This is a genomic window from Pseudomonas sp. NPDC087346 (assembly GCF_044744235.1).
Lineage (GTDB): Bacteria > Pseudomonadota > Gammaproteobacteria > Pseudomonadales > Pseudomonadaceae > Aquipseudomonas.
Genome location: NZ_JBIUXX010000013.1, coordinates 21,258 through 39,702 on the forward strand (window position 1 = coordinate 21,258; position 18,445 = coordinate 39,702).

Annotated in this window: 15 protein-coding genes; 6 read left to right on the forward strand and 9 right to left on the reverse strand. The window is 60.8% G+C overall.

Annotation, left to right across the window (positions count from 1 at the left end; translation table 11 throughout):
* Positions 1-83: 83 nt before the first annotated feature.
* Genes ACIOZM_RS10640 through ACIOZM_RS10675 form a run of 8 tightly spaced genes read right to left on the reverse strand, consistent with a single transcriptional unit; the run spans position 84 to position 9,072 of the window.
* Positions 84-1,214 (reverse strand): glycosyltransferase family 4 protein, encoded by a 1,131-nt coding sequence (locus ACIOZM_RS10640; RefSeq protein WP_401213040.1) that lies wholly within the window; start codon positions 1,212-1,214, stop codon positions 84-86.
* Complete coding sequence (locus ACIOZM_RS10645; RefSeq protein ID WP_401213043.1) at positions 1,215-2,345, reverse strand: glycosyltransferase family 4 protein; 1,131 nt, start codon at positions 2,343-2,345, stop codon at positions 1,215-1,217. It abuts the gene before it with no gap.
* Positions 2,329-3,696 (reverse strand): glycosyltransferase family 4 protein, encoded by a 1,368-nt coding sequence (locus ACIOZM_RS10650; protein WP_401213045.1) that lies wholly within the window; start codon positions 3,694-3,696, stop codon positions 2,329-2,331. The genes ACIOZM_RS10645 and ACIOZM_RS10650 overlap by 17 nt, the downstream gene beginning before the upstream one ends.
* Positions 3,693-4,946 carry an ABC transporter ATP-binding protein gene (locus tag ACIOZM_RS10655; RefSeq protein WP_401213048.1) on the reverse strand — a complete coding sequence of 418 codons (1,254 nt, stop codon included), beginning with the start codon at positions 4,944-4,946 and terminating at the stop codon, positions 3,693-3,695. Before ACIOZM_RS10655 ends, ACIOZM_RS10650 begins: the two co-directional genes overlap by 4 nt.
* Complete coding sequence (locus ACIOZM_RS10660) at positions 4,946-5,743, reverse strand: ABC transporter permease (RefSeq protein ID WP_401213051.1); 798 nt, start codon at positions 5,741-5,743, stop codon at positions 4,946-4,948. The genes ACIOZM_RS10655 and ACIOZM_RS10660 overlap by 1 nt, the downstream gene beginning before the upstream one ends.
* The gene (locus ACIOZM_RS10665) at positions 5,744-7,186 is read right to left on the reverse strand and encodes a mannose-1-phosphate guanylyltransferase/mannose-6-phosphate isomerase (protein WP_401213053.1); all 1,443 of its coding nucleotides are present in this window, start codon (positions 7,184-7,186) and stop codon (positions 5,744-5,746) included. It abuts the gene before it with no gap.
* Positions 7,187-7,189: 3 nt separating this feature from the next.
* Entirely contained in the window at positions 7,190-8,161 is a 972-nt protein-coding gene (gmd, locus tag ACIOZM_RS10670; protein WP_401213056.1) for a GDP-mannose 4,6-dehydratase, read from the reverse strand.
* Complete coding sequence (locus ACIOZM_RS10675; RefSeq protein ID WP_401213058.1) at positions 8,158-9,072, reverse strand: GDP-mannose 4,6-dehydratase; 915 nt, start codon at positions 9,070-9,072, stop codon at positions 8,158-8,160. The genes gmd and ACIOZM_RS10675 overlap by 4 nt, the downstream gene beginning before the upstream one ends.
* A gap of 426 nt (positions 9,073-9,498) precedes the next feature.
* Here ACIOZM_RS10675 and ACIOZM_RS10680 point away from each other — a divergent pair, with 426 nt between their 5' ends.
* From ACIOZM_RS10680 to ACIOZM_RS10705, 6 genes are read left to right on the forward strand one after another with little or no spacing between them, the layout of a single operon-like run.
* On the forward strand, positions 9,499-11,076 hold the full coding sequence (locus tag ACIOZM_RS10680; RefSeq protein ID WP_401213061.1) for a glycosyltransferase: 1,578 nt from the start codon (positions 9,499-9,501) through the stop codon (positions 11,074-11,076).
* The gene (locus ACIOZM_RS10685) at positions 11,070-12,374 is read left to right on the forward strand and encodes a glycosyltransferase (protein WP_401213064.1); all 1,305 of its coding nucleotides are present in this window, start codon (positions 11,070-11,072) and stop codon (positions 12,372-12,374) included. Before ACIOZM_RS10680 ends, ACIOZM_RS10685 begins: the two co-directional genes overlap by 7 nt.
* Positions 12,371-13,525 carry an acyltransferase family protein gene (locus ACIOZM_RS10690; protein ID WP_401213067.1) on the forward strand — a complete coding sequence of 385 codons (1,155 nt, stop codon included), beginning with the start codon at positions 12,371-12,373 and terminating at the stop codon, positions 13,523-13,525. Before ACIOZM_RS10685 ends, ACIOZM_RS10690 begins: the two co-directional genes overlap by 4 nt.
* Entirely contained in the window at positions 13,519-14,346 is an 828-nt protein-coding gene (locus ACIOZM_RS10695; RefSeq protein ID WP_401213069.1) for a class I SAM-dependent methyltransferase, read from the forward strand. The genes ACIOZM_RS10690 and ACIOZM_RS10695 overlap by 7 nt, the downstream gene beginning before the upstream one ends.
* Positions 14,347-14,401: 55 nt before the next feature.
* The gene (locus ACIOZM_RS10700) at positions 14,402-15,598 is read left to right on the forward strand and encodes a DUF3142 domain-containing protein (protein WP_401213072.1); all 1,197 of its coding nucleotides are present in this window, start codon (positions 14,402-14,404) and stop codon (positions 15,596-15,598) included.
* On the forward strand, positions 15,585-17,723 hold the full coding sequence (locus ACIOZM_RS10705; protein WP_401213074.1) for a hypothetical protein: 2,139 nt from the start codon (positions 15,585-15,587) through the stop codon (positions 17,721-17,723). Before ACIOZM_RS10700 ends, ACIOZM_RS10705 begins: the two co-directional genes overlap by 14 nt.
* On the opposite strand, the gene ACIOZM_RS10710 is transcribed toward ACIOZM_RS10705, so the two are convergent.
* Entirely contained in the window at positions 17,720-18,349 is a 630-nt protein-coding gene (locus ACIOZM_RS10710; protein ID WP_401213077.1) for a LysE family translocator, read from the reverse strand. The two genes, ACIOZM_RS10705 and ACIOZM_RS10710, sit on opposite strands and share 4 nt — an antisense overlap.
* Positions 18,350-18,445: the final 96 nt, after the last annotated feature.

An 18,445-nucleotide genomic window follows, 5' to 3' on the forward strand; every position in this document is an offset into this window, starting at 1 on the left:
AGCTGCGGCACGCTGCGATCTTTTGATCTTGCTCTCTCAAACAGAATCAAAAGATCGCAGCGTGCCGCAGCTCCTACAGTTTGTTACGCGTAAGACAGGGATTTTTCTTCGAGCAATTCCTGATACAGCTCCGTCCACTTGCGGCCCATTTCATCGGCGGTGAACAGTTGCCGATACCGGGCTTCAGCCTTCACACCCATTTCTGCGGCGCGTTGCGGGTTTTCCCACAGGGTGCGCATCGCTTCGCGGAAGGCCTGTGGATTACTCGGCGGCACGACCAAACCGGTCTCGTTGTGGATGTTGATGTAACTGGTGCCGGTGCCGATCTCGCTGGAGATCATCGGTTTGCCGTACATCGCGCCCTCCAGCAGCGAAATGCCGAACGCTTCCGAGCGCAGGTGCGAAGGGAACACAATGGCGTAGCTCAGTTGCAGCAGGGCGACTTTGTCTTCATCACCGAGGCGGCCGAGGAAGTGAATATTGCGCAGGCCCAGTGCGACGGCCTGGGCGTGCAGTTCCAGTTCCAGCGGCCCGGCGCCGACGATCACCACCGGATAATCCACGTCTTTCAGCGCCTCGAGCAGGATGTGCAAACCCTTGTAATAGCGCATGACTCCAACGAACAGGAAGAACTTATCCCCAAGCTGCTGGCGCCAGCGGTTCATCCGCTCCGTATCGGCCTGTGGATAACCGGCCTTGTTCAAACCGTAGGGGATCACCCGGGTCTTGTCCTGGAATTGCTGCAACACATCGCTGGTGTGCAGGTAATTCGGCGAGGCCGCGACAATCCGGTCGGCGCTGGCGAGGAAGCGGTTCATCAGCGGTCGGTAGAGTTTGAGCAGGTGCTTCTGGCGAATGATGTCCGAGTGGTAGGTCACCACGCTTGGCTTGTTCATGCCGCTGGCGAAGTGCACCAGATCCATGAACGGCCACGGGAAGTGGTAGTTGACTACGTCGGCCTCGGCGGCCATCTCGCGAAACTGTTTGAACACGCTCCAGGAAAACCCGGTGGAGGCGAACTGAATGTCGAGTCTGGCGCGATGCACTTCGTGCTGGCCGAGTTTTACCACGGCGGGTGTGGGATCGGCGCTGAGAGTCAGCACCTGACCGTCGATACCGTGTTTGGCGCCGCTTTCGCACAGCTGGAAGATCACTTGCTCGATACCGCCGACGGAATCAGGCAGGTACGTTTTGAAAAAATGCAGAACTTTCATTCAACCTCCCATGGCCTGGCGATAAGCACCGGCCGTGGCCTGTGCACAACGTTCCCAGGAAAAAAGCCGTGCCTGCTGCAATCCGGCTTCGCGGCATGCCTGCCAATGCGCTTGATCGTCGATCAGACGGCTCATTGCGTCGCGCAAGCCGTCAGCATCGTCAGGTTCAATATAGTTGCCCGCAGCGCCGGCGACTTCGGGCATCGCCGAAGAGCGGGTGAGGATCACCGGCGTTGCGCTGGCCATCGCCTCCAGCACCGGCAGGCCGAAGCCTTCGTACAGCGACGGAAACACCAGCGCGCGGGCCCCGGCCAGCAATTGCGCGAAGTCTTCGTCCGGCAGATAGCCGAGCAGGCACACGTGACCCGAGGCCAGGCCCAGACGCAACTCATCGCTGAAATGCGCCTGCTGCCAGCCGGCCATGCCGACAATCAACAGCGGAAAGCGCTGGCGCACCGCTTCCGGTAGCAAGGCATGGGCGCGCAGGGCCAGATTGAGGTTCTTGCGTGGTTCCAGCGTACCCACGCACAAAAAGTATTCCCGTGCCTCGACGGCATGCGCCTTAAGCACCGCTTCGATGGCGTGCGGCTCGCGAGGATGGAAGCGTTCGGCAACCCCCAGTGGCGCGACGACAAAGCGCTCGGCGGGCAGGCCGAAATAATCCTGTGCTTCATCGGCGATGGCTTGTGAGTCGGTCAGAATCAGCCGCGCCTGCTGCACGCCCGCCGCCAGTCGCCGTTCGATTTCCTTCAGTCGTGCTGGCGGCTGAGTCTCGGGGAAATGTACGTGGGTCAGGTCATGCAGGGTGATGACGGTCGGGCCGTCGAAGGCCAGCGGCCACAAGCTCGGCTCGTGATACAGGTCGATGTTCTGCGCCCGGCCCTGATCGAAGCGCTTCTGCTCCAGCCAGCGCCGCGCCTGATAAGCCCCGGGAATCTGCCGCAGCAGCGGGGTCAGCCGCGAGTAACCGGGCATGGCCGCTTCCGGCAATGCCGAGCTCCAGCCCCAGCCGTGGAACAGCGCGACCTCGACATCATTTTCGCTGCGCAAGGCGTTGACCAGTTCGGCGACGTACTGGCCGATGCCGGTGCGCGGTGCCTGGAGAATGCGCGCGTTAAGAGCAATGCGCATGCTGCCTCGCCTGCGCCGCCGGCGCCTCAAGAACATTGCGCAGGGTGCGTTCGGTCAATTGCGCACTGGCTTCGCCCCAGCCGATCCAGCGCCAGTCAGCCACATCAAGGGCCGCCGGAAACTGGCCGCTGCTGGCGAACGCCGCGACCAGATCGGCCAGGCTTTGCGGGTCGTGCAAGTCGAAGTAAGCCATGAACTCGCCGCCAATCTCGCGGAACACCGCAATGTCGCTGCCCATCGCCGGCAAGCCGCGCTGCATGGCTTCCACCAGCGGCAGGCCGAAGCCCTCGACGAAGGACGGAAACACTAGCGCACTGGCGTGGGCGTAGGCGTGTTCGAGGCTGGTGTCGCCTAGGTCATTGAACATGAACAGCCGACGGTTGAGTTCGGGATGGTTGCGCACCCGGGCGAGCAGGGCATCGCATTTCCAGCCGATGCGTCCGGCGATACACAAACGCGCTGGCGAGCCAGCGGCCCAGGCGCGGTCGAAGGCGTCGAGCAGGTATTGATGGTTCTTGCGTGGCTCGATGGTGCTGACCATCAGGAACACCGGCTCGGGTGTGGCGAACAGGCGTTGCAGGCGCGGTTCGACGACGGCTTCGGCGCTGTGCAGATCCAGTTCGGAACCGAGATGGAAATAGTCGAACCAGAGTTTGTCTGTCTGTGCCGCGCCAAGCTGCCGCTGCAACTCTTCGTGCACTTGATCACGCACCGTTGCCGAGATCGCCATGTAGCCATCAGCCGTGCGGGTGATCCAGTCAAACCATTCGCTGAAAACCTGCACCAGCCGCGTGTCGTAGAACTGCGGATGCGTCAGCGGGATCAGGTCGTAGATCACCGCGACGATGCCCACGCCGTCGCGCTTGAGCTGTTCGGCGTGAGGGAAAAAATCCGAATGCCAGGACGAATCCAGCAGTACCAGTTGATCGCCGGGTTGATGTTGCAGCGGCGTGCAGCGTTTGAGCAGTTGGGTGCGGTTGAGCCGTCCGATCACCCGCAACGGCAAGCCGAAAACGCTGATGGATGTCAGGCGATAAGCGACGTACAGCACTCGGCGTAGTGTTTTGGATGAGCATTTTTTATCGAGCCGCTGGTGCAGCTGCCAAAAGCGATGGGCCAGTCGCTCCAGCCGCCCGCCGAAGGTTTCAAGTGCGTTGAACAGCGGAGTATCCAGTGCCGCCAGCCGCGTGACGCGGTAGAGCTGGCCCTTGATCGACACCACCGGCATGCACTCGACGTTATCGACACTGGCCGGCAACCGATTGATGACGTTGCGCACCACGCGCTGAATCCCGGAGTTGATCTTCGGGTTTTTGAATACGTGAGTGCATTCCACCAGTAGCCGGGTCATGGCGCACGCTCAGTCAGCGTTGCCTCGGATTGGCGGGTGATCGTGGTCGTGGCGCCCAGCCATGAGCAACCGACAAAGTCTTCCTGACGATTGTTGATCACATGGAACACCAGACCGTAGTCGCGCCACTCGAAATTGCGATCCATGTGCGAATCCAGCCGCGACAGACTCAGCGACACCGAATAGTTGCCCTTGCCCAATCCCATGACGAAGGCGAAGCGATAGGTGAAGCGTTCCCCGGCATGCAGGTCGGTCAGTGCCTTGTCCAAACGATGGGTATTGATCCCATACATCATCTGACCCAGCCGATCCTTGAGGATGAAGCCGAGCACCAGACGCTCGATGTCCTGACGCACTTCGACCTGCACTTCCAGCACTACCGGCTGACCGACCTCTGCCACGTCAATGGAGCGGCCTTGTTCGTCCAGCAGGCGCACGCCGAGAATCCCGGCCTCACCGGTGCCGGAGATGGTTTGCACTTCACCGCCAGCGAGCATTTCCTGACGCACGACCTGGCCTTCGCGTTCGGCCATCAGCGCGTTGTAGTAATCCAGCACCACTTCGGGTTTGTCGTACATGGCCATGTGGCCATCCTTGAGCAGGATCGCCGAGTCGCAGATCGACTGGATCGCCGAGCGGTCGTGGGACACGATCAGCAGCGTGGTGCCGGCCTTGCGGAAGCTGCGGATGCGTTCGAAGCTTTTGTGCTGGAAGTAGGCGTCACCCACCGACAAGGCTTCATCGACGATCAGGATGTCCGGGCGCCGAGCCGTCGCGACGCTGAATGCCAGACGCATCTGCATGCCGCTGGAATAGGTGCGAACCGGCTGATCTATGGCCTCGCCGATTTCCGCGAACAGTTCGATATCGGGCATCAACGCTTCGATTTCGCCGACCTGCATTCCCAGCAGTTGACCGGCCATGACCGCGTTCTGCCGCCCGGTGAAGTCCGGGTGAAAACCCATGCCCAGTTCCAGTAACGCCGCCACGCGGCCGTTGAGTTCAATCTTGCCGCAGGTCGGTTGGGTGGTGCCGGTGATCATCTTCAGCAGAGTGCTTTTGCCGGCCCCGTTGGCGCCGACTATGCCCACTGCCTCACCGGGCTGAATCTCGAATTCGACGTCTTGCAGTACCCAGTGCTGACGGTGGCGAATCGGCGAAAACGGGATCAGCCACTCGGCCAGACGGCTCCAGCGGTTCGGGTATTGCTTATAGGCCTTGCCCAGGCCGGTTACACGAATATGCCCCATCAGAGTTCATCCACCATTTCGCCGACCCGTTGACGAAACAGCCGCAGCCCGATCAGGCACATCACCACGCCGGCAATAAACACCGGCAGCAGCGAACTCCAGACCGGCCATTGCCCATACAGGAACAGATTCTGATAGCTGGCGATCAGGTTGGTCAGCGGGTTGAGTTGCAGCAGGCACTGCACCCAGTCCGGGAGGATGCTGATCGGATAGACGATCGGCGTCAGCCAGAACCAGAATTGCAGGCAGATGGCGAAGAGTTGCCCGACATCACGGAAGAACACGTTGAGTACGCCGAGCACCATGCCCAGTCCCGCACAGAACATCATTTGCAGGGCAATCAGCGGGATCAGCGCCAGCAGGGCCATGCCCGGCCAGCGTCCGGTGATCAGCAGAAACCCGAGAAACAGACCGATGATGATGGCGAAATTGATCGCCGCGTTGCACAGCACAATCACCGGCAGGCAGATCCGCGGGAAGCTGATTTTCTTCAGCAGGTTGGCGTTTTCCAGAAACATGTTCTGGCTGCGCAGGGTGATTTCCGAAAACAGTCCCCAGGCCAGCAGCCCGGCACACAGGTAGACGCTGTAAGCCATGCTGTCATCCACGCCGGGCAGGCGGGCACGCATGATGTGGGAGAAGATCACCGTGTAGACGATGATCATCGACAGCGGATTGAAGATTGGCCAAAGCGCACCGAGCAGCGAATTGCGATACCGCGCTTGAAACTCTCGCTGCACGCTGCCGAGGATGAAACCTCGATAGCCATACAGCGAGCGGTACAGGGAAAGCAGCATTTAAACCGTCCTGCCGTAATGGTCTTCGAAGCGGACGATGTCGTCCTCTCCCAGGTATTCGCCGCTTTGCACTTCAATGATCACCAGATCAATCACGCCGGGGTTTTCCAGGCGATGCTTGTGGCCGGCGGCGATGAACGTCGATTCGTTCTTCGCCACCAGCGTGGTACCGCTGCCGTTGTTGGTGACCTTGGCCATGCCTTCGACGACCACCCAGTGTTCATTGCGGTGATGGTGCATTTGCAGGGACAACTTGCCGCCGGGCTTGACCACGATGCGCTTGATCTTGAAGCGCGGGCCTTCTTCGAGCACGGTGTAAGTGCCCCACGGTCGGCTGACCGTGCGGTGCAGGCGATAGGCTTCGTGGGCTTTGTCTTTGAGTTGTTTGGCTACTCGCCGCACATCCTGCGTGCGGTCAGCGTGGGCCACCAGCACCGCATCGGCGGTGTCGATGATGATCAGGTTATCCACACCAACAGCGGCGATCAGACGGTCTTCGCTCTGGACGAAGTTGTGGTGGCTGTCGATGAAGATCGCTTCGCCGCTGGTGCGGTTGTGATCGGCATCGGCCGGCACCAGCGCGGCGACGGCGCCCCAGGAACCGATGTCGCTCCAGTCGAATCCGGCAGGGACGACGACGACTTTTTCCGAGCGCTCCATCAGCGCGTAGTCGATGGAGATGTCGGTGATTTCAGCGAACAGTGTCGGCGACAATTCCTGCTGCAGACAGCCGACGGTTTCTACCGGCTCACTGGCGGCCATGCAGGCGCGGGTCTGTTCCAGCAGCTCTGGCGCGTGCAGTTGCAGCTCGGCAATCAGCGTCGCGGTGGTGAAGCAGAACATTCCCGAGTTCCACAGGAAGTTGCCGCTTTCCAGATAATGCGTGGCGGTTTGCAGGTCGGGTTTCTCGACGAAGCGCTGCACTTTGGCCGCGCCTTTGGCATCCAGCGGTGCGCCGGTTTCGATGTAGCCGAAACCGGTTTCCGCTGCCGTCGGCAGCACGCCGAAGGTCACCAGATAACCGTCCTTTGCCAGATTGACTGCATGCTCGACTGCGCTTTTCAGCGCGTCCTGATTGACGATCAAATGGTCGGCAGGCATCACCACCATGATCGCGTCATCACCATGCAGCGCTTGCAGCGATAGCGCTGCCGCAGCAATGGCCGGCGCGGTGTTGCGTCCGGTCGGCTCCAGCAGGAAGTGCCCGCGATGTCGTGAGACGTGCGCCGCGCAGCAGTGATCCTTGCTCTGGAAGTAGTATTCGCGGTTGGTCACCGTGACGATGTCGCCCCAGCCGTCGAGCAAAGCAGCGGCGCGCTGGTAAGTCTTGCCCAGCAGCGACTGGCCGTCGGGCAGGGTCATGAACGGCTTCGGATGGCCCTCGCGGGACACTGGCCACAAACGAGTCCCGGCACCGCCGGACAAAATCACGGGGATCAGCATGGCCTACTCCTTGGCGACGCGTTTCATGTCCGCATCCATCATCATGCGGATCAAGGTATCCAGATCGGTTTTCGGTTTCCAGCCCAGCACACGCTGAGCCTTGGCCGGGTTGCCGAGCAGCACTTCGACTTCTGCCGGGCGGAAAAACGCCGGGTCGATCTTCACGTAATCGCGGTAGTTGAGGCCGACGTGATCGAAGGCGATGCGGCACATCTCGCGCACGGTGGTGGTAACGCCAGTGGCGACCACGAAGTCGTCAGGTTTGTCCTGTTGCAGCATCAGCCACATGGCTTCGACGTAGTCGCCGGCAAAACCCCAATCGCGCTTGGCGTCGATATTGCCCAGGCTCAGCTCCTGCTGTTTGCCTTGCTTGATGCGGGCGGCAGCGTCAGTGACTTTGCGCGTCACGAACTCGATGCCGCGCAGCGGTGATTCGTGGTTGAACAGGATGCCGCTGCTGGCGTGCAGGTTGAAACTTTCACGGTAGTTGACGGTGATCCAGTGACCATAAAGCTTGGCCACGCCGTACGGGCTGCGTGGGTAGAACGGGGTGTTTTCGTCCTGTTGCTCGGCCTGGATCAGACCGAACATTTCGCTGGTCGATGCCTGATAGAAACGCGTGTGCGGGCTGAACTGACGAATCGCTTCGAGCAGGTGCGTGACACCCAGGCCATCGACGATGCCGGTGGTCACCGGTTGATCCCACGAGGCGGCGACGAAGCTTTGCGCGGCCAGGTTGTACACCTCGTCCGGCGCCGACTTGATGACCGCACGTTGCACCGAGCAGGCGTCGGCCATGTCACCGTCCAGATAGACGATGTCGGCTTCGACGCCCATTTCGCGCAGGCGCCAGCGTGAATCGCTGCTGCGCCGGGCCACCAGACCGTGCACCTTGTAGCCCTTGTCGAGCAGCAGTTTGGCCAGATAAGCGCCGTCCTGGCCGGTGATCCCTGTGATCAGTGCACTTTTAGTCATTCTTGTCGTACTCGTGTCTCCCAGTCGGACAGGATCGCCCGCAGGGATTGTTGTGTTGTGATTGCAGGCGTCCATCCTGTGGTCTGGGCCAGCCGTTGATGGCTGCCGCAAACTCGACGCTGATCTGCACGACGCATGCGCGCAGGGTCTTGAACCAGTTGCATCTCGACTTGCGCCAGATCGCCCAGTTGCTCGATCAGGCTGCGGATACTTTGCTCGCGTCCCGAACAGATGTTGTAGACCTGCCCCGGCGTGCCTTTTTCCAGCAGTGCGAAATACGCCGAGACCACGTCGCCGACGTCGAGGAAATCCCGGGTGACGTCGATGTCACCGACTTCCAGTTGTGGCGCTTGCAGGCCTTGCTTGATGCGGTTGATCTGGCGCGCGGCGCTGGCGATGACGAAGCTGTCCTTCTGCCCTGTGCCGATGTGATTGAACGGTCGCGCCACCAGCACCGGCAGGTTTTCGCTCAGGCCCCATTGCAGACTGAGGAATTCGGCCGACAGTTTGCTCACCGCATACGGATTGCGCGGGCAGGGCGGTTGCTGTTCGGTGATGGGCAGTTCGGGCTCGCTGACCTGGCCGTAGACATCGCCGGAGCTGACGTAAAGGAAGGTGCCGGTAAAGCCGCGAGCCTTGAGCGCCTGCAACAGATTGAGCGTGCCGAGCAGATTGATTGCGAGCGTGCGTGCCGGGTCTCGGAAGGCTTCGGGAACGAAAGTCTGGCCGGCCAGATGAATGACGGCGTCGGGCATCTGCGGCCATAGACCGACAAGGCTGTCAGGTACCGTCAGGTCGTAGGGCGCAGCGGCAGGCAGCAGCTCCCACGAGGAGTCGGTCAATGTCAGACGCGACTGGATATGTTGTCCCACGAATCCACTCAGACCCGTGACGAACAGACGCTTTTTCAAACAGCGACCCCTTGGTCTTTAACTTTCGCCATTTCCCACAGGCTTTGAGGGAAGGTCTGTCAGACCGGTAGTTGAAACCGGAAATCAGGCAGGCGAAGTCGTTGTTGTAGTTGTTTGGCAACAATCTGTGCCAATTGCGCGGCAATTTCAACAGGTCCAACCGTGACCGGTCAGTTCTCGTCAGCGTAGCCCGATTTATTCTCGCCGGGCGGTTCACGAATCCTCAACGGATGTGTTTAGAATGCCCCTCGTCGCGATCATCCGGGGTTCGCCGGGATCGTCGCGCAACAAGGTAAAACCGACCACTAAAACAAGAACAAAGACGTGACCGAAGACGCAGGACGGAAGACGGCATTGCCGATCCGATCCCACGCTCGGCCGTCACAGTGTGAGGCTGCCGGGATGGCGGTTTCATCGTGGGATGCCATGAACTTCATTCTTTACTCGGACGTCAACGACAGTTCCATCAGCCAGAGTCTCGGGCGTCCCGAATACAGTTACTACTTCGTGCTCAAGGCTTATCGCCCGGTGCTCGAAAGCCTTGGGCGAGTGCATGTGGTGTCCTCCACCGCCGAGGTCGATCCGCTTTTCCGGCAGTTGCGCGCTGCGGGCGAAGACAGCCTGTTTCTGTCGTTCACTCCACCGCAGAAAACCCCGAACGACCTTGAATGCCCGACAGTCTGCGTTATCGCGTGGGAGTTTGATTCCATCCCCGACGAACAGCGCGACGACGACCCGCGCCAGGACTGGACGCAAATGCTTGCGCGTCAGGGCCGGGTCATCACCTTGTCGAGCCATACCGCCCGTGCCATCCGCCGGTCGATGGGGGAAGATTTTCCGGTGCTGGTGCTGCCGACACCGCTGTGGGAAAACTTTGCCGCCATTCGTGAGCGTCATGTCAGTGCGCCGGTCAATCCCGGTATGTCGCTGGCGATCAAGGGTTGCCTGTTCGATACGCGTACGCTGAACTTGTCTGCCGATGCGCTGATTCCGGTTCCGTTGACCGCCGAAGAAGAAGCCGCACTGGCCGCGCAAATCGAAGCGGCGCGGCCGCCTCCGTTGACCCTCAAACGGCGTTTCGTGATTGCCCGGCACTATTTGCGTCTGTGGGCATTGAATCTTGGCCGCGAGCAAACGCCGCCGGTACCGCGCGTGCAGTTTCTCCATCACTGGTATTGGGAAGGCGTTCGTGACCTCGTGCCGGACAAGGCTCATGCCTGGCTTGAGAAGCGCCTGCCGGCCATTGCCAGTGCGCCCGCCATACCGGTGATCGAACCGCCGCCACTGGATTTGCCCGACACCTCATCGGTGGTCGAAACCACCGTGGACGGGGTGATCTACGTCACCGTGTTCAATCCACAGGATGGCCGCAAGAACTGGCATCAACTGGTCACCGCGTTCTGCTGGGCGTTCCGCGATACGCCTGACGCGACGCTGGTGCTGAAGATTACCCAGGGCGATCTGGCGTCCTACTACAGCGAATTGATGACCCTGCTGGCGCAGCTTTCGCCTTGTGCGTGCCGCGTGCTGGTGATGCATGGCTACCTGGATGATCCACAATTTGCCCGGCTCTACGAGGCTGCCAGTTTCTACGTGAACGCTTCGCGCTGCGAGGGTCTGTGCCTGCCGCTGATGGAGTTCATGGCCAGTGGCAAACCGGTGATCGCGCCGAATCATACGGCGATGGAAGACTACATCGACGAGTCGGTGGCGTTCGTGGTCAAGGCCAGTGAGGAGCTGACCATCTGGCCGCAGGACACGCGCATCATCTATCGCACCCTGCGTTATCGCCCGGACTGGGGATCGCTGAAAATCGCTTACGAAAACAGCTACCGGATGGCCAGGACGCAACCCGGGCAGTATCGGCAGATGTCCGATGCGGCGATCCAGCGCATGCACGATTACTGCGCGTTCGCCCCGGTGCAGCAGCGCATGGCGGACTTCTTCGGCCTCGCTCCGCAAGCGGCCATCGCCGGAACCGTGACGGATAACGCCTCATGCTGATCATCATTCATTCGGAAACCAATCAGCACACCATCGTGCAGAACCTCGGCCGATCGGAGTACAGCTATTACTTCGTGCTCAAGGAATACCGGCCGGTACTCGAACGTCTGGGCCGGGTGATCGAAGTCGTCGATCCGGCGTTGGAAGTCGATGCGTTGTACCTGGACTGTCTGGCTCGCGGTGAGCCTTGTGTGTTCCTGTCGTTCTCGCCGCCACATCGCACGCCGCTGCATTTTGCCTGTCCGACGTTGCCGGTGTTTGCCTGGGAGTTCAGCACCATTCCCAACGAACCGTTTGCCGGCGAGCCGCGCAACGACTGGCGCACCGTGCTGCACGCCTGCGGTGCGGCGATCACCCATTCCAGCTACACCGTCAACGCAGTGCGCGAGGCGATGGACGCCGATTACCCGATTGTCGCGGTACCGGCGCCAGTGTGGGATCGTTTTGCCGCGCGTGGCGAGCAACTCAAGGGTCAAGCGCAAAGCGGCCCGGTGCGTTTGAAGATCAAGGGGCTGGTGGCCGACAGCCGTCAGCTCGACGTCAACGCCTTTGGCCCGAAACATCTGCGCCGTGGCGTCGGTATCGACTTCGAGGCGCCGGTCACCGAACAGGAGTTGTTGCTCGACGGTGTGGTCTACACCTCGGTGTTCAATCCCGGTGATGGCCGCAAGAACTGGGAAGACATGCTCAGCGCCTTTTGCGTGACCTTCCGTGACACCGAAGATGCGACGCTGGTGCTCAAGCTCACGCACCATGATGCCGAGCTGGCGATGAGCGACATACTCCATCACCTGTACAAGAATCAGTCCTACCGCTGCCGCATCGTGCTGATTTACGGCTATCTGGCGGATGCGGACTACGAGCGTCTGGTGCAAGCGACTCGCTACGTGGTCAACACTTCCTACGGCGAAGGCCAGTGCCTGCCGCTGATGGAGTTCATGTCCTGTGGCAAACCGGCCGTGGCTCCACGCACCACGGCGATGATCGATTACCTTAGCGCCGACAATGCGTTCCTGATCGAGTCCACCGACGAACTCACCGCCTGGCCTCACGACCCGCGCAAGGCTTACCGCACGCTGCGTTACATGACCAACTGGGCATCGTTGTGCGTGGCCTATCGCGCCAGTTACGACGTGGCGAAACACGATCCGCAGCGTTACGCGCAGATGTCGGCGCAAGCGGTTGTCAGTCTTCAGGGGTTCTGCAGCCAGGCTGTGGCTGAGCAGCGACTGGGAGATTTCCTGGCCCAATTGTTCGAGCATCGTGGCATCGCTCATGTCGAGGCTCCCGGCGCATGAGCAGCAAACGGATCATGGACATTGAAGTGCTGCGCGCTATCGCGGTGCTCGGCGTGCTGTTCCATCATTTGCAGGGCAGTCTGTTTACCGATCCGGTGCCGTTGCTGGAAAAGGCTCATGGCGTGGCGCAGACGTGGTGGGGCGTTGATCTGTTTTTTGCGATTTCCGGATTCGTCATCGCCCGTAGCCTGATCCCGCAGTTGCAAGACTGCCGCTCGCCTCGGGAGTACTGGCAACAGACCCGCAACTTCTGGCTGCGCCGGGCGTTTCGGTTGTTGCCGTCGGCGTGGTTGTGGCTGGCGCTGATGTTGCTGGCGTGCATGTTTCTCAACCGCTCAGGGGCCTTCGGCACACTGTCGGCGAACCTGCAGGCGACGTTGGCCGGGGTGTTGCAATACGCCAACTTCCGCTTCGCCGACAGCTTCTTTCATTACGAGTACGGCAGCAGTTTCGTTTACTGGAGCCTGGCGCTGGAGGAGCAGTTCTACCTGTTGTTCCCGCTGCTGATTGTGCTGTGCCGCAAGCATCTGGTCTGGGCGTTGCTGGCGTTGGTGGCGGTGCAATTGTTCACGCTGCGTACGCCGTTGCTGATGGTGGTTCGCACGGATGCGCTGGCCCTCGGCGTGCTGCTGGCGATGTGGAGCGTGCAGCCGGGATACCGGCGCTGGGAACCGAAATTTTTGCGCCATGGCTGGGCTGGTATTGTGACGCTGATCGGTGGGGCATTGCTGTTGAGTTTCATGGCCATCGACCGATTCACTTTTGCGCCGTACCGCATCGGCTCAATTGCTGTGGTGAGTGCGTTGTTGGTATGGATCGCCTCGTACAACCGCGACTACCTGCTGCCGGCCGGTCGGTTGCAGCGGTTGATGGCGTGGGTTGGCAGCCGCTCGTATGGCATCTATCTGATCCACATCCCCGCTTATTTACTGATGCGTGAACTGATTTTCCGCTTGCAGGGCGCGGGGTTGCCCAGCCCGGCCGGGCACCCGATTGTTACGCTGGTGCTCGCCTTTGGGCTGATCGTGCTGCTCAGCGAGCTGAATTACCGCCTTATCGAAATGCCGATGCGCAATCGCGGCGCTGCACTGGTGCAACGCCTCGGTACGTCGCGAACCGCCGTCCCATCCCCTGGAGCCACCTCATGCTGAGCCTATTGAAGAAACTCACGGCGTCGACGCCTGCACCGGCCCCGGTGGAGCCTGCCGCTCCGGTCGCCAACAAGGTCGATCCGTACATGCTCGGTCTGTACGACGCGAAGCTCAGCGGCTGGTTCAACCAGGAGACCGACGAACTGTTCAAAGGCTTCAAGGTGTCGGCGGATGACATCCTGCTCGACGTTGGCTGCGGCGATGGCGGCAACGTGCATTTCTGTGGGATGCGCGGGGCGAAGATCATCATTGCCGACATCGACGGCGCCAAGGTCGAAGCCACTCGCCAGCGCCTGAGCGATACGCCAGCACGCGAGATCGAGTGCCATGTCACTGACTGCAATCCGTTGCCGATTGCCGATGGCACCGCGACCCGCGTGGTGTCCACCGAAGTCATCGAGCACGTCGAAGACCCGGCGCAGTTCCTTGCCGAGCTGGTGCGTGTCGGTCAGTCCGGTGCGTTGTACCTGCTGAGCGTGCCGCATCCGAGCTCCGAGGATTTGCAGAAAGACATCGCCTCGCCGGAGTATTTCCAGAAACCCAACCACATTCGCATCATTACCGAAGAGCAGTTCAAGGCGATGGTCAGCGACGCCGGTCTGGAGATTATCAGCCACAGCCAGTACGGCTTTTACTGGTCGATGTGGATGCTGTTGTTCTGGGAGGCCAAGGTCGATTTCAGCAACCCCGATCATCCTTTGCTCAATCACTGGGCCGACACCTGGCAAGCGGTACTCGACTCACCGCGGGGCACGCAGATCAAGGACGCGCTGGACGCCGTTGTAGCGAAGAGTCAGGTGATCATTGCCCGTAAGCCCTGAGCCACGGGGTTTTGTGTAACCTTGCAGCCTTGGATTGATTGGGATTGTGCAAGGTATGCGCTTTATCGCTGGGGTATCAGCCCTGTTGGTTTCGGTGTTTTTGCTCTCTGCCTGTGAGCAAAAAGATGCACCGCCGCTCGATCAACAGCTTTACGTCTGGCAGCGGCAATGGACGCCGGCCCATGAGTCCGCGTTGAAGGACAGTCGTACAGATTTTTCGACGTTGCGAGTGCTGGCGTTGCAGGCCTTCCCGAATGCAGGGTGGAGCCGGGCGCGGATTGATCCGGCGCTGCTGAAACAGGACGCTCGCCCGTTGATCGCAGTGATTCGTCTGGATGGGCAGCTCAAGGCTCTGGATCAACAGCAAGTCACTGCGCAAATCCTTCAGGTAATCGCCGAATGGCAAGCGCAGGGCCTGACGCTGAGCGGCGTCGAGATCGATCACGACGCTGGTAATGCACGTCTGCCGGCCTACGCCGAATTCCTCACCCATCTGCGCGCTGCGTTACCAACAACTTTACCCCTGAGCATCACCGCGCTGCCCGCATGGCTCGACAGTGCCCAACTGCCGACGCTGCTGGCGACGGTGGATAGCAGCGTGTTGCAGGTGCATGCAGTCAGCGATCCGCGCCGCGGTCTGTTCGATGCCGAGCAAGCCCGGCGTTGGGCAACCGCCTGGGGAAAAATCACCGACAAACCGTTTTATCTGGCGCTGCCGGCCTACGGCGTTGCGCTGTTGGCGGATGCCGAAGGTGCGCCAGTGGTGGAGAGTGAAGTACCGCTTGAACGCGGCGGAAAACGTCGGGAACTGCTCGCCGACCCGCTGCAACTGAGCCAACTCGCCACAGCGCTGCGCAAAGACCCGCCGGAACACTTGGCCGGCCTGATCTGGTTTCGCTTGCCGCTGGCCAATGATCGCCGGGCCTGGAGCCTGACCACCTTGCGCGCCGTGGCCCGGGGCGACGCACTGATCCGTCATCTGGCGCTGACCTTCAGCGACCAGAATGGCCTGCAAGACATCCACCTGAGCAACAGCGGCAACCTCGACAGCGCCTGGCCCGAACGGATCACCGTGAAGGCGCAGAATTGCGACGGTGCCGATGCACTCGCCGGTTATGCATTGCAACAGAGCGCCGATCTGCTTACCTTCACCCGCCTGCGCGAAGGCCGTCTGCCTGCTGGCGGGCAGCGCGCCATCGGTTGGACGCGTTGCGCAAATATTGATCAAGGAGGTTCGCATGTTGACCCGTAACTGGCCCCGCCATCTGCTCTGCCTGAGCCTCAGCCTGCCGCTGGGTACGGCGCTGGCCTGCGGACCGGACTTCCCGATGCGCCTGCTCGACAATCGCGGGCAAACGCTGGCGGACTTGCCTGAGGGCAACTTCAACTTCGAGATCAGCCGCCTCGGCAAAACCGTGGCCGGGCTGAAGAATGTCACCGCCGCCACCTACAATCCCGACGAAATGTACGGCGAGGAAAATGCCCGCGCCGATCTGCGCGACAAGGCCGAACAGGCAGGTTTGAGCGCCGAGCAGCAAGCACTGGTCAAGCAACTGCGTGGCCTGACCAACGCACGTCAGGTCGAAGAGCAGGGCGCCAGTCTGCCGGCGGAAATCCGTTTGTACGTGGCTGGCGCGGTAGCGTTTGCCACGGGCGATCATCAACTGGCGACCGAGTATTTCCGCAAGCTGCTGGCGCTGCCGGCCGATCAGCGTCCGTTGCGCAGCACGTGGGCTGCGTATTCTTTGGGGCGTATCTGGTTTGCCAGAAGCGCCGAAGCGGGCGATCCCGTCGAGGCGCTGGAACAGGCCCGCGATGCCTTTCGCCAGGCCCGGCAAATGAGCATCGACGGTTTCAGCGATCCGCTGGAGCTGGGTGTCGCCAGCCTCGGTGAAGAAGCGCGGGTGTTGCGCAGCGCGGGCGACTGGAACGGCGCCATCGAATTGTATGAAGCGCAGAACCTGCACGGTTCGGCGGTGGGCAACACCTCGCTGAAACTGCTGGTGAATGATCTGGCGCAATTGCCCGAGCCTGAATTGGCCAAGTTGCTGCAGCTTAAGGCAGTGCAGCAACTGGTCACGGCATCGTTGGTCAGTCGCATGGGCTGGTCATTTGACGAACAGCCGCCGAACGAGAAAAAACTCATCAAGCTGCTGCAAGACAGCACCCGTGGCAGCCTGGAAAACGCCGATCGACTGGCGGCTATGAATTATCAACAGGGCGATTACGCCAGCGCCAAGGCCTTCCTCGAAAACGCCGGGGATAGCGGACTGGCGTGGTGGCTGCGGGCAAAACTGGCGCTGCGTGACGGTGACAAAGTCGCTGCCGCCGCTGCTTATTCGAAAGCCGCGCAGGCCTTCCCGCAGAACGAGGATTGGGGTTATCGCCGCACGCCGGACTGGGCTTATGAAACCGTCCAGCCGAAATGCCGGGTCGAGGGTGAGAGCGCAATTCTGGCGCTGCAACGGGGTGAATACCTGCAAGCGTTCGTCCAGTTGTATCGCAGCAACAGCATTTATTGGTTCGATGCCGCGACCGTGGCCGAGCGCGTACTGACGGTTGATGAGCTCAAGCGCTACGTCGATGAAAACGTGCCGGCCCCACCGGAGCTGACTCAGCAGGATCGAGACAACTATGTGCCGCTGCCGGTCGCGGCGAGTCTGCGCAATCTGCTTGGCCGGCGGTTGTTACGTGAGGGGCGTTATGAGGAAGCTGTCGGTTACTTCGACAGTGATGACTTGCGACACAAGGCCAGGTTCTATGGCGAGGAACGACGCAAAGCCGATAACGCCTGGTGGCCGACCAAACGCGCCGGCGCCTTGTATAACGCAGCATGGATCGCCCGCGACTGGGGTATGGACATTCTCAGCTACGAAATGGCCCCGGATTACGCCACGTTCGGCGGCAATTACAGCCTGGAATCCGTCGAACTGAAGGTTGGGCCGCTGGTGGCCGAAGACGAAGTGAAACGTCAGCACGCCAGCGAAGCCAAACCGGATCAGCGTTATCACTACCGTTTCGTCGCCACCGCACTGGCCAGCCGCGCCGCCGATAACCTGCCGCACAGCAGTCAGGCGTTTGCTGCCGTGCTGTGCAATGCCGTCAGTTGGAACAGCAGTCTGGAAGAGCAGAGCGCGCTCTATCAACGGTACGTCAAGGAAGGTCCTTATGTTGTATGGGCGGGATACTTTGGTCATCAATGCCCGTTTCCGGACTTTGAAAACGCCAACAAGCGTTACATCACCCAGGTCACCGATTCTGCTCGTGCGGCTTTAAGGCCATACAAGCGACCGGTGCAGATCGGTGCAATCGTGCTGTTTACGGCCGGGGCATTGCTGTTGATCAACCGTCGCCAGCGCAAGGCTCGCAAGGGCTAAGCCTGCTGGACGAAGGTCAGGCGTACGGCGAAGCCAATCAACAGGCTGCCGAACAGCCATTGCTGCAGGCGTTGGGCCGAGGGACTGCGTTGCAGCCAACGGCCCAGCGCGGCGCCGGTCAGGGCGTAGGCGCTGTCGAACAGCAGACCGACGCCGACCAGCAGCATCCCTAGGGTGGCGAACTGTGTCAGTACAGGCGCGCCATTGGCGACGATGAACTGTGGCAACAGCACCGAGCAGAACAGCAAGGCCTTGGGATTGAGCAAGTTAGTCAGCAAGCCACGACGGATCGCTTCACGCCATTGCCCGTGAGGGGCGTTTACGTCGCCGCTATTCAGGTTCGGCACCAGCGTGTTGCGTAAGCATTGAATACCGATCCACAACAGATACGCCGCACCCGTCAGCCGCACCACATCGAACGTCCACGGCGCAGCCTTGAACAACGCCGCCAGTCCCAGCGCCGCCAATGCAACATGGCAGGCCCGGGCAATCCCCAGGCCAATGGCGGTGGCCAGCGCCGCGCCGCGACCCTGACGGGCGCCGGTCTGCAACAGCAGGATCATGTCCGGCCCGGGCAACAGATAAACCACAGCCAGTGCCATAAAGAACAGCCATAAACTCGCCATGTCGCAGCCCTTTCGTTGTCGATTCGGTCTGCTCAGTCTATGGCTGGGGGGCAGGGCAGGTGCTTGCGTAGTTCGCTTCAAAAGCGGTCAGGATTG

What these genes read in the sequence shown, in the direction of transcription:
- ACIOZM_RS10640 (WP_401213040.1), bottom strand. Translation starts at nt 1,214, where the DNA reads ATGAAAGTTCTGCATTTTTTCAAAACGTACCTGCCTGATTCCGTCGGC.
- ACIOZM_RS10645 (WP_401213043.1), bottom strand. Translation starts at nt 2,345, where the DNA reads ATGCGCATTGCTCTTAACGCGCGCATTCTCCAGGCACCGCGCACCGGC.
- ACIOZM_RS10650 (WP_401213045.1), bottom strand. Translation starts at nt 3,696, where the DNA reads ATGACCCGGCTACTGGTGGAATGCACTCACGTATTCAAAAACCCGAAG.
- ACIOZM_RS10655 (WP_401213048.1), bottom strand. Translation starts at nt 4,946, where the DNA reads ATGGGGCATATTCGTGTAACCGGCCTGGGCAAGGCCTATAAGCAATAC.
- ACIOZM_RS10660 (WP_401213051.1), bottom strand. Translation starts at nt 5,743, where the DNA reads ATGCTGCTTTCCCTGTACCGCTCGCTGTATGGCTATCGAGGTTTCATC.
- ACIOZM_RS10665 (WP_401213053.1), bottom strand. Translation starts at nt 7,186, where the DNA reads ATGCTGATCCCCGTGATTTTGTCCGGCGGTGCCGGGACTCGTTTGTGG.
- gmd (WP_401213056.1), bottom strand. Translation starts at nt 8,161, where the DNA reads ATGACTAAAAGTGCACTGATCACAGGGATCACCGGCCAGGACGGCGCT.
- ACIOZM_RS10680 (WP_401213061.1), top strand. Translation starts at nt 9,499, where the DNA reads ATGAACTTCATTCTTTACTCGGACGTCAACGACAGTTCCATCAGCCAG.
- ACIOZM_RS10685 (WP_401213064.1), top strand. Translation starts at nt 11,070, where the DNA reads ATGCTGATCATCATTCATTCGGAAACCAATCAGCACACCATCGTGCAG.
- ACIOZM_RS10690 (WP_401213067.1), top strand. Translation starts at nt 12,371, where the DNA reads ATGAGCAGCAAACGGATCATGGACATTGAAGTGCTGCGCGCTATCGCG.
- ACIOZM_RS10695 (WP_401213069.1), top strand. Translation starts at nt 13,519, where the DNA reads ATGCTGAGCCTATTGAAGAAACTCACGGCGTCGACGCCTGCACCGGCC.
- ACIOZM_RS10700 (WP_401213072.1), top strand. Translation starts at nt 14,402, where the DNA reads ATGCGCTTTATCGCTGGGGTATCAGCCCTGTTGGTTTCGGTGTTTTTG.
- ACIOZM_RS10705 (WP_401213074.1), top strand. Translation starts at nt 15,585, where the DNA reads ATGTTGACCCGTAACTGGCCCCGCCATCTGCTCTGCCTGAGCCTCAGC.
- ACIOZM_RS10710 (WP_401213077.1), bottom strand. Translation starts at nt 18,349, where the DNA reads ATGGCGAGTTTATGGCTGTTCTTTATGGCACTGGCTGTGGTTTATCTG.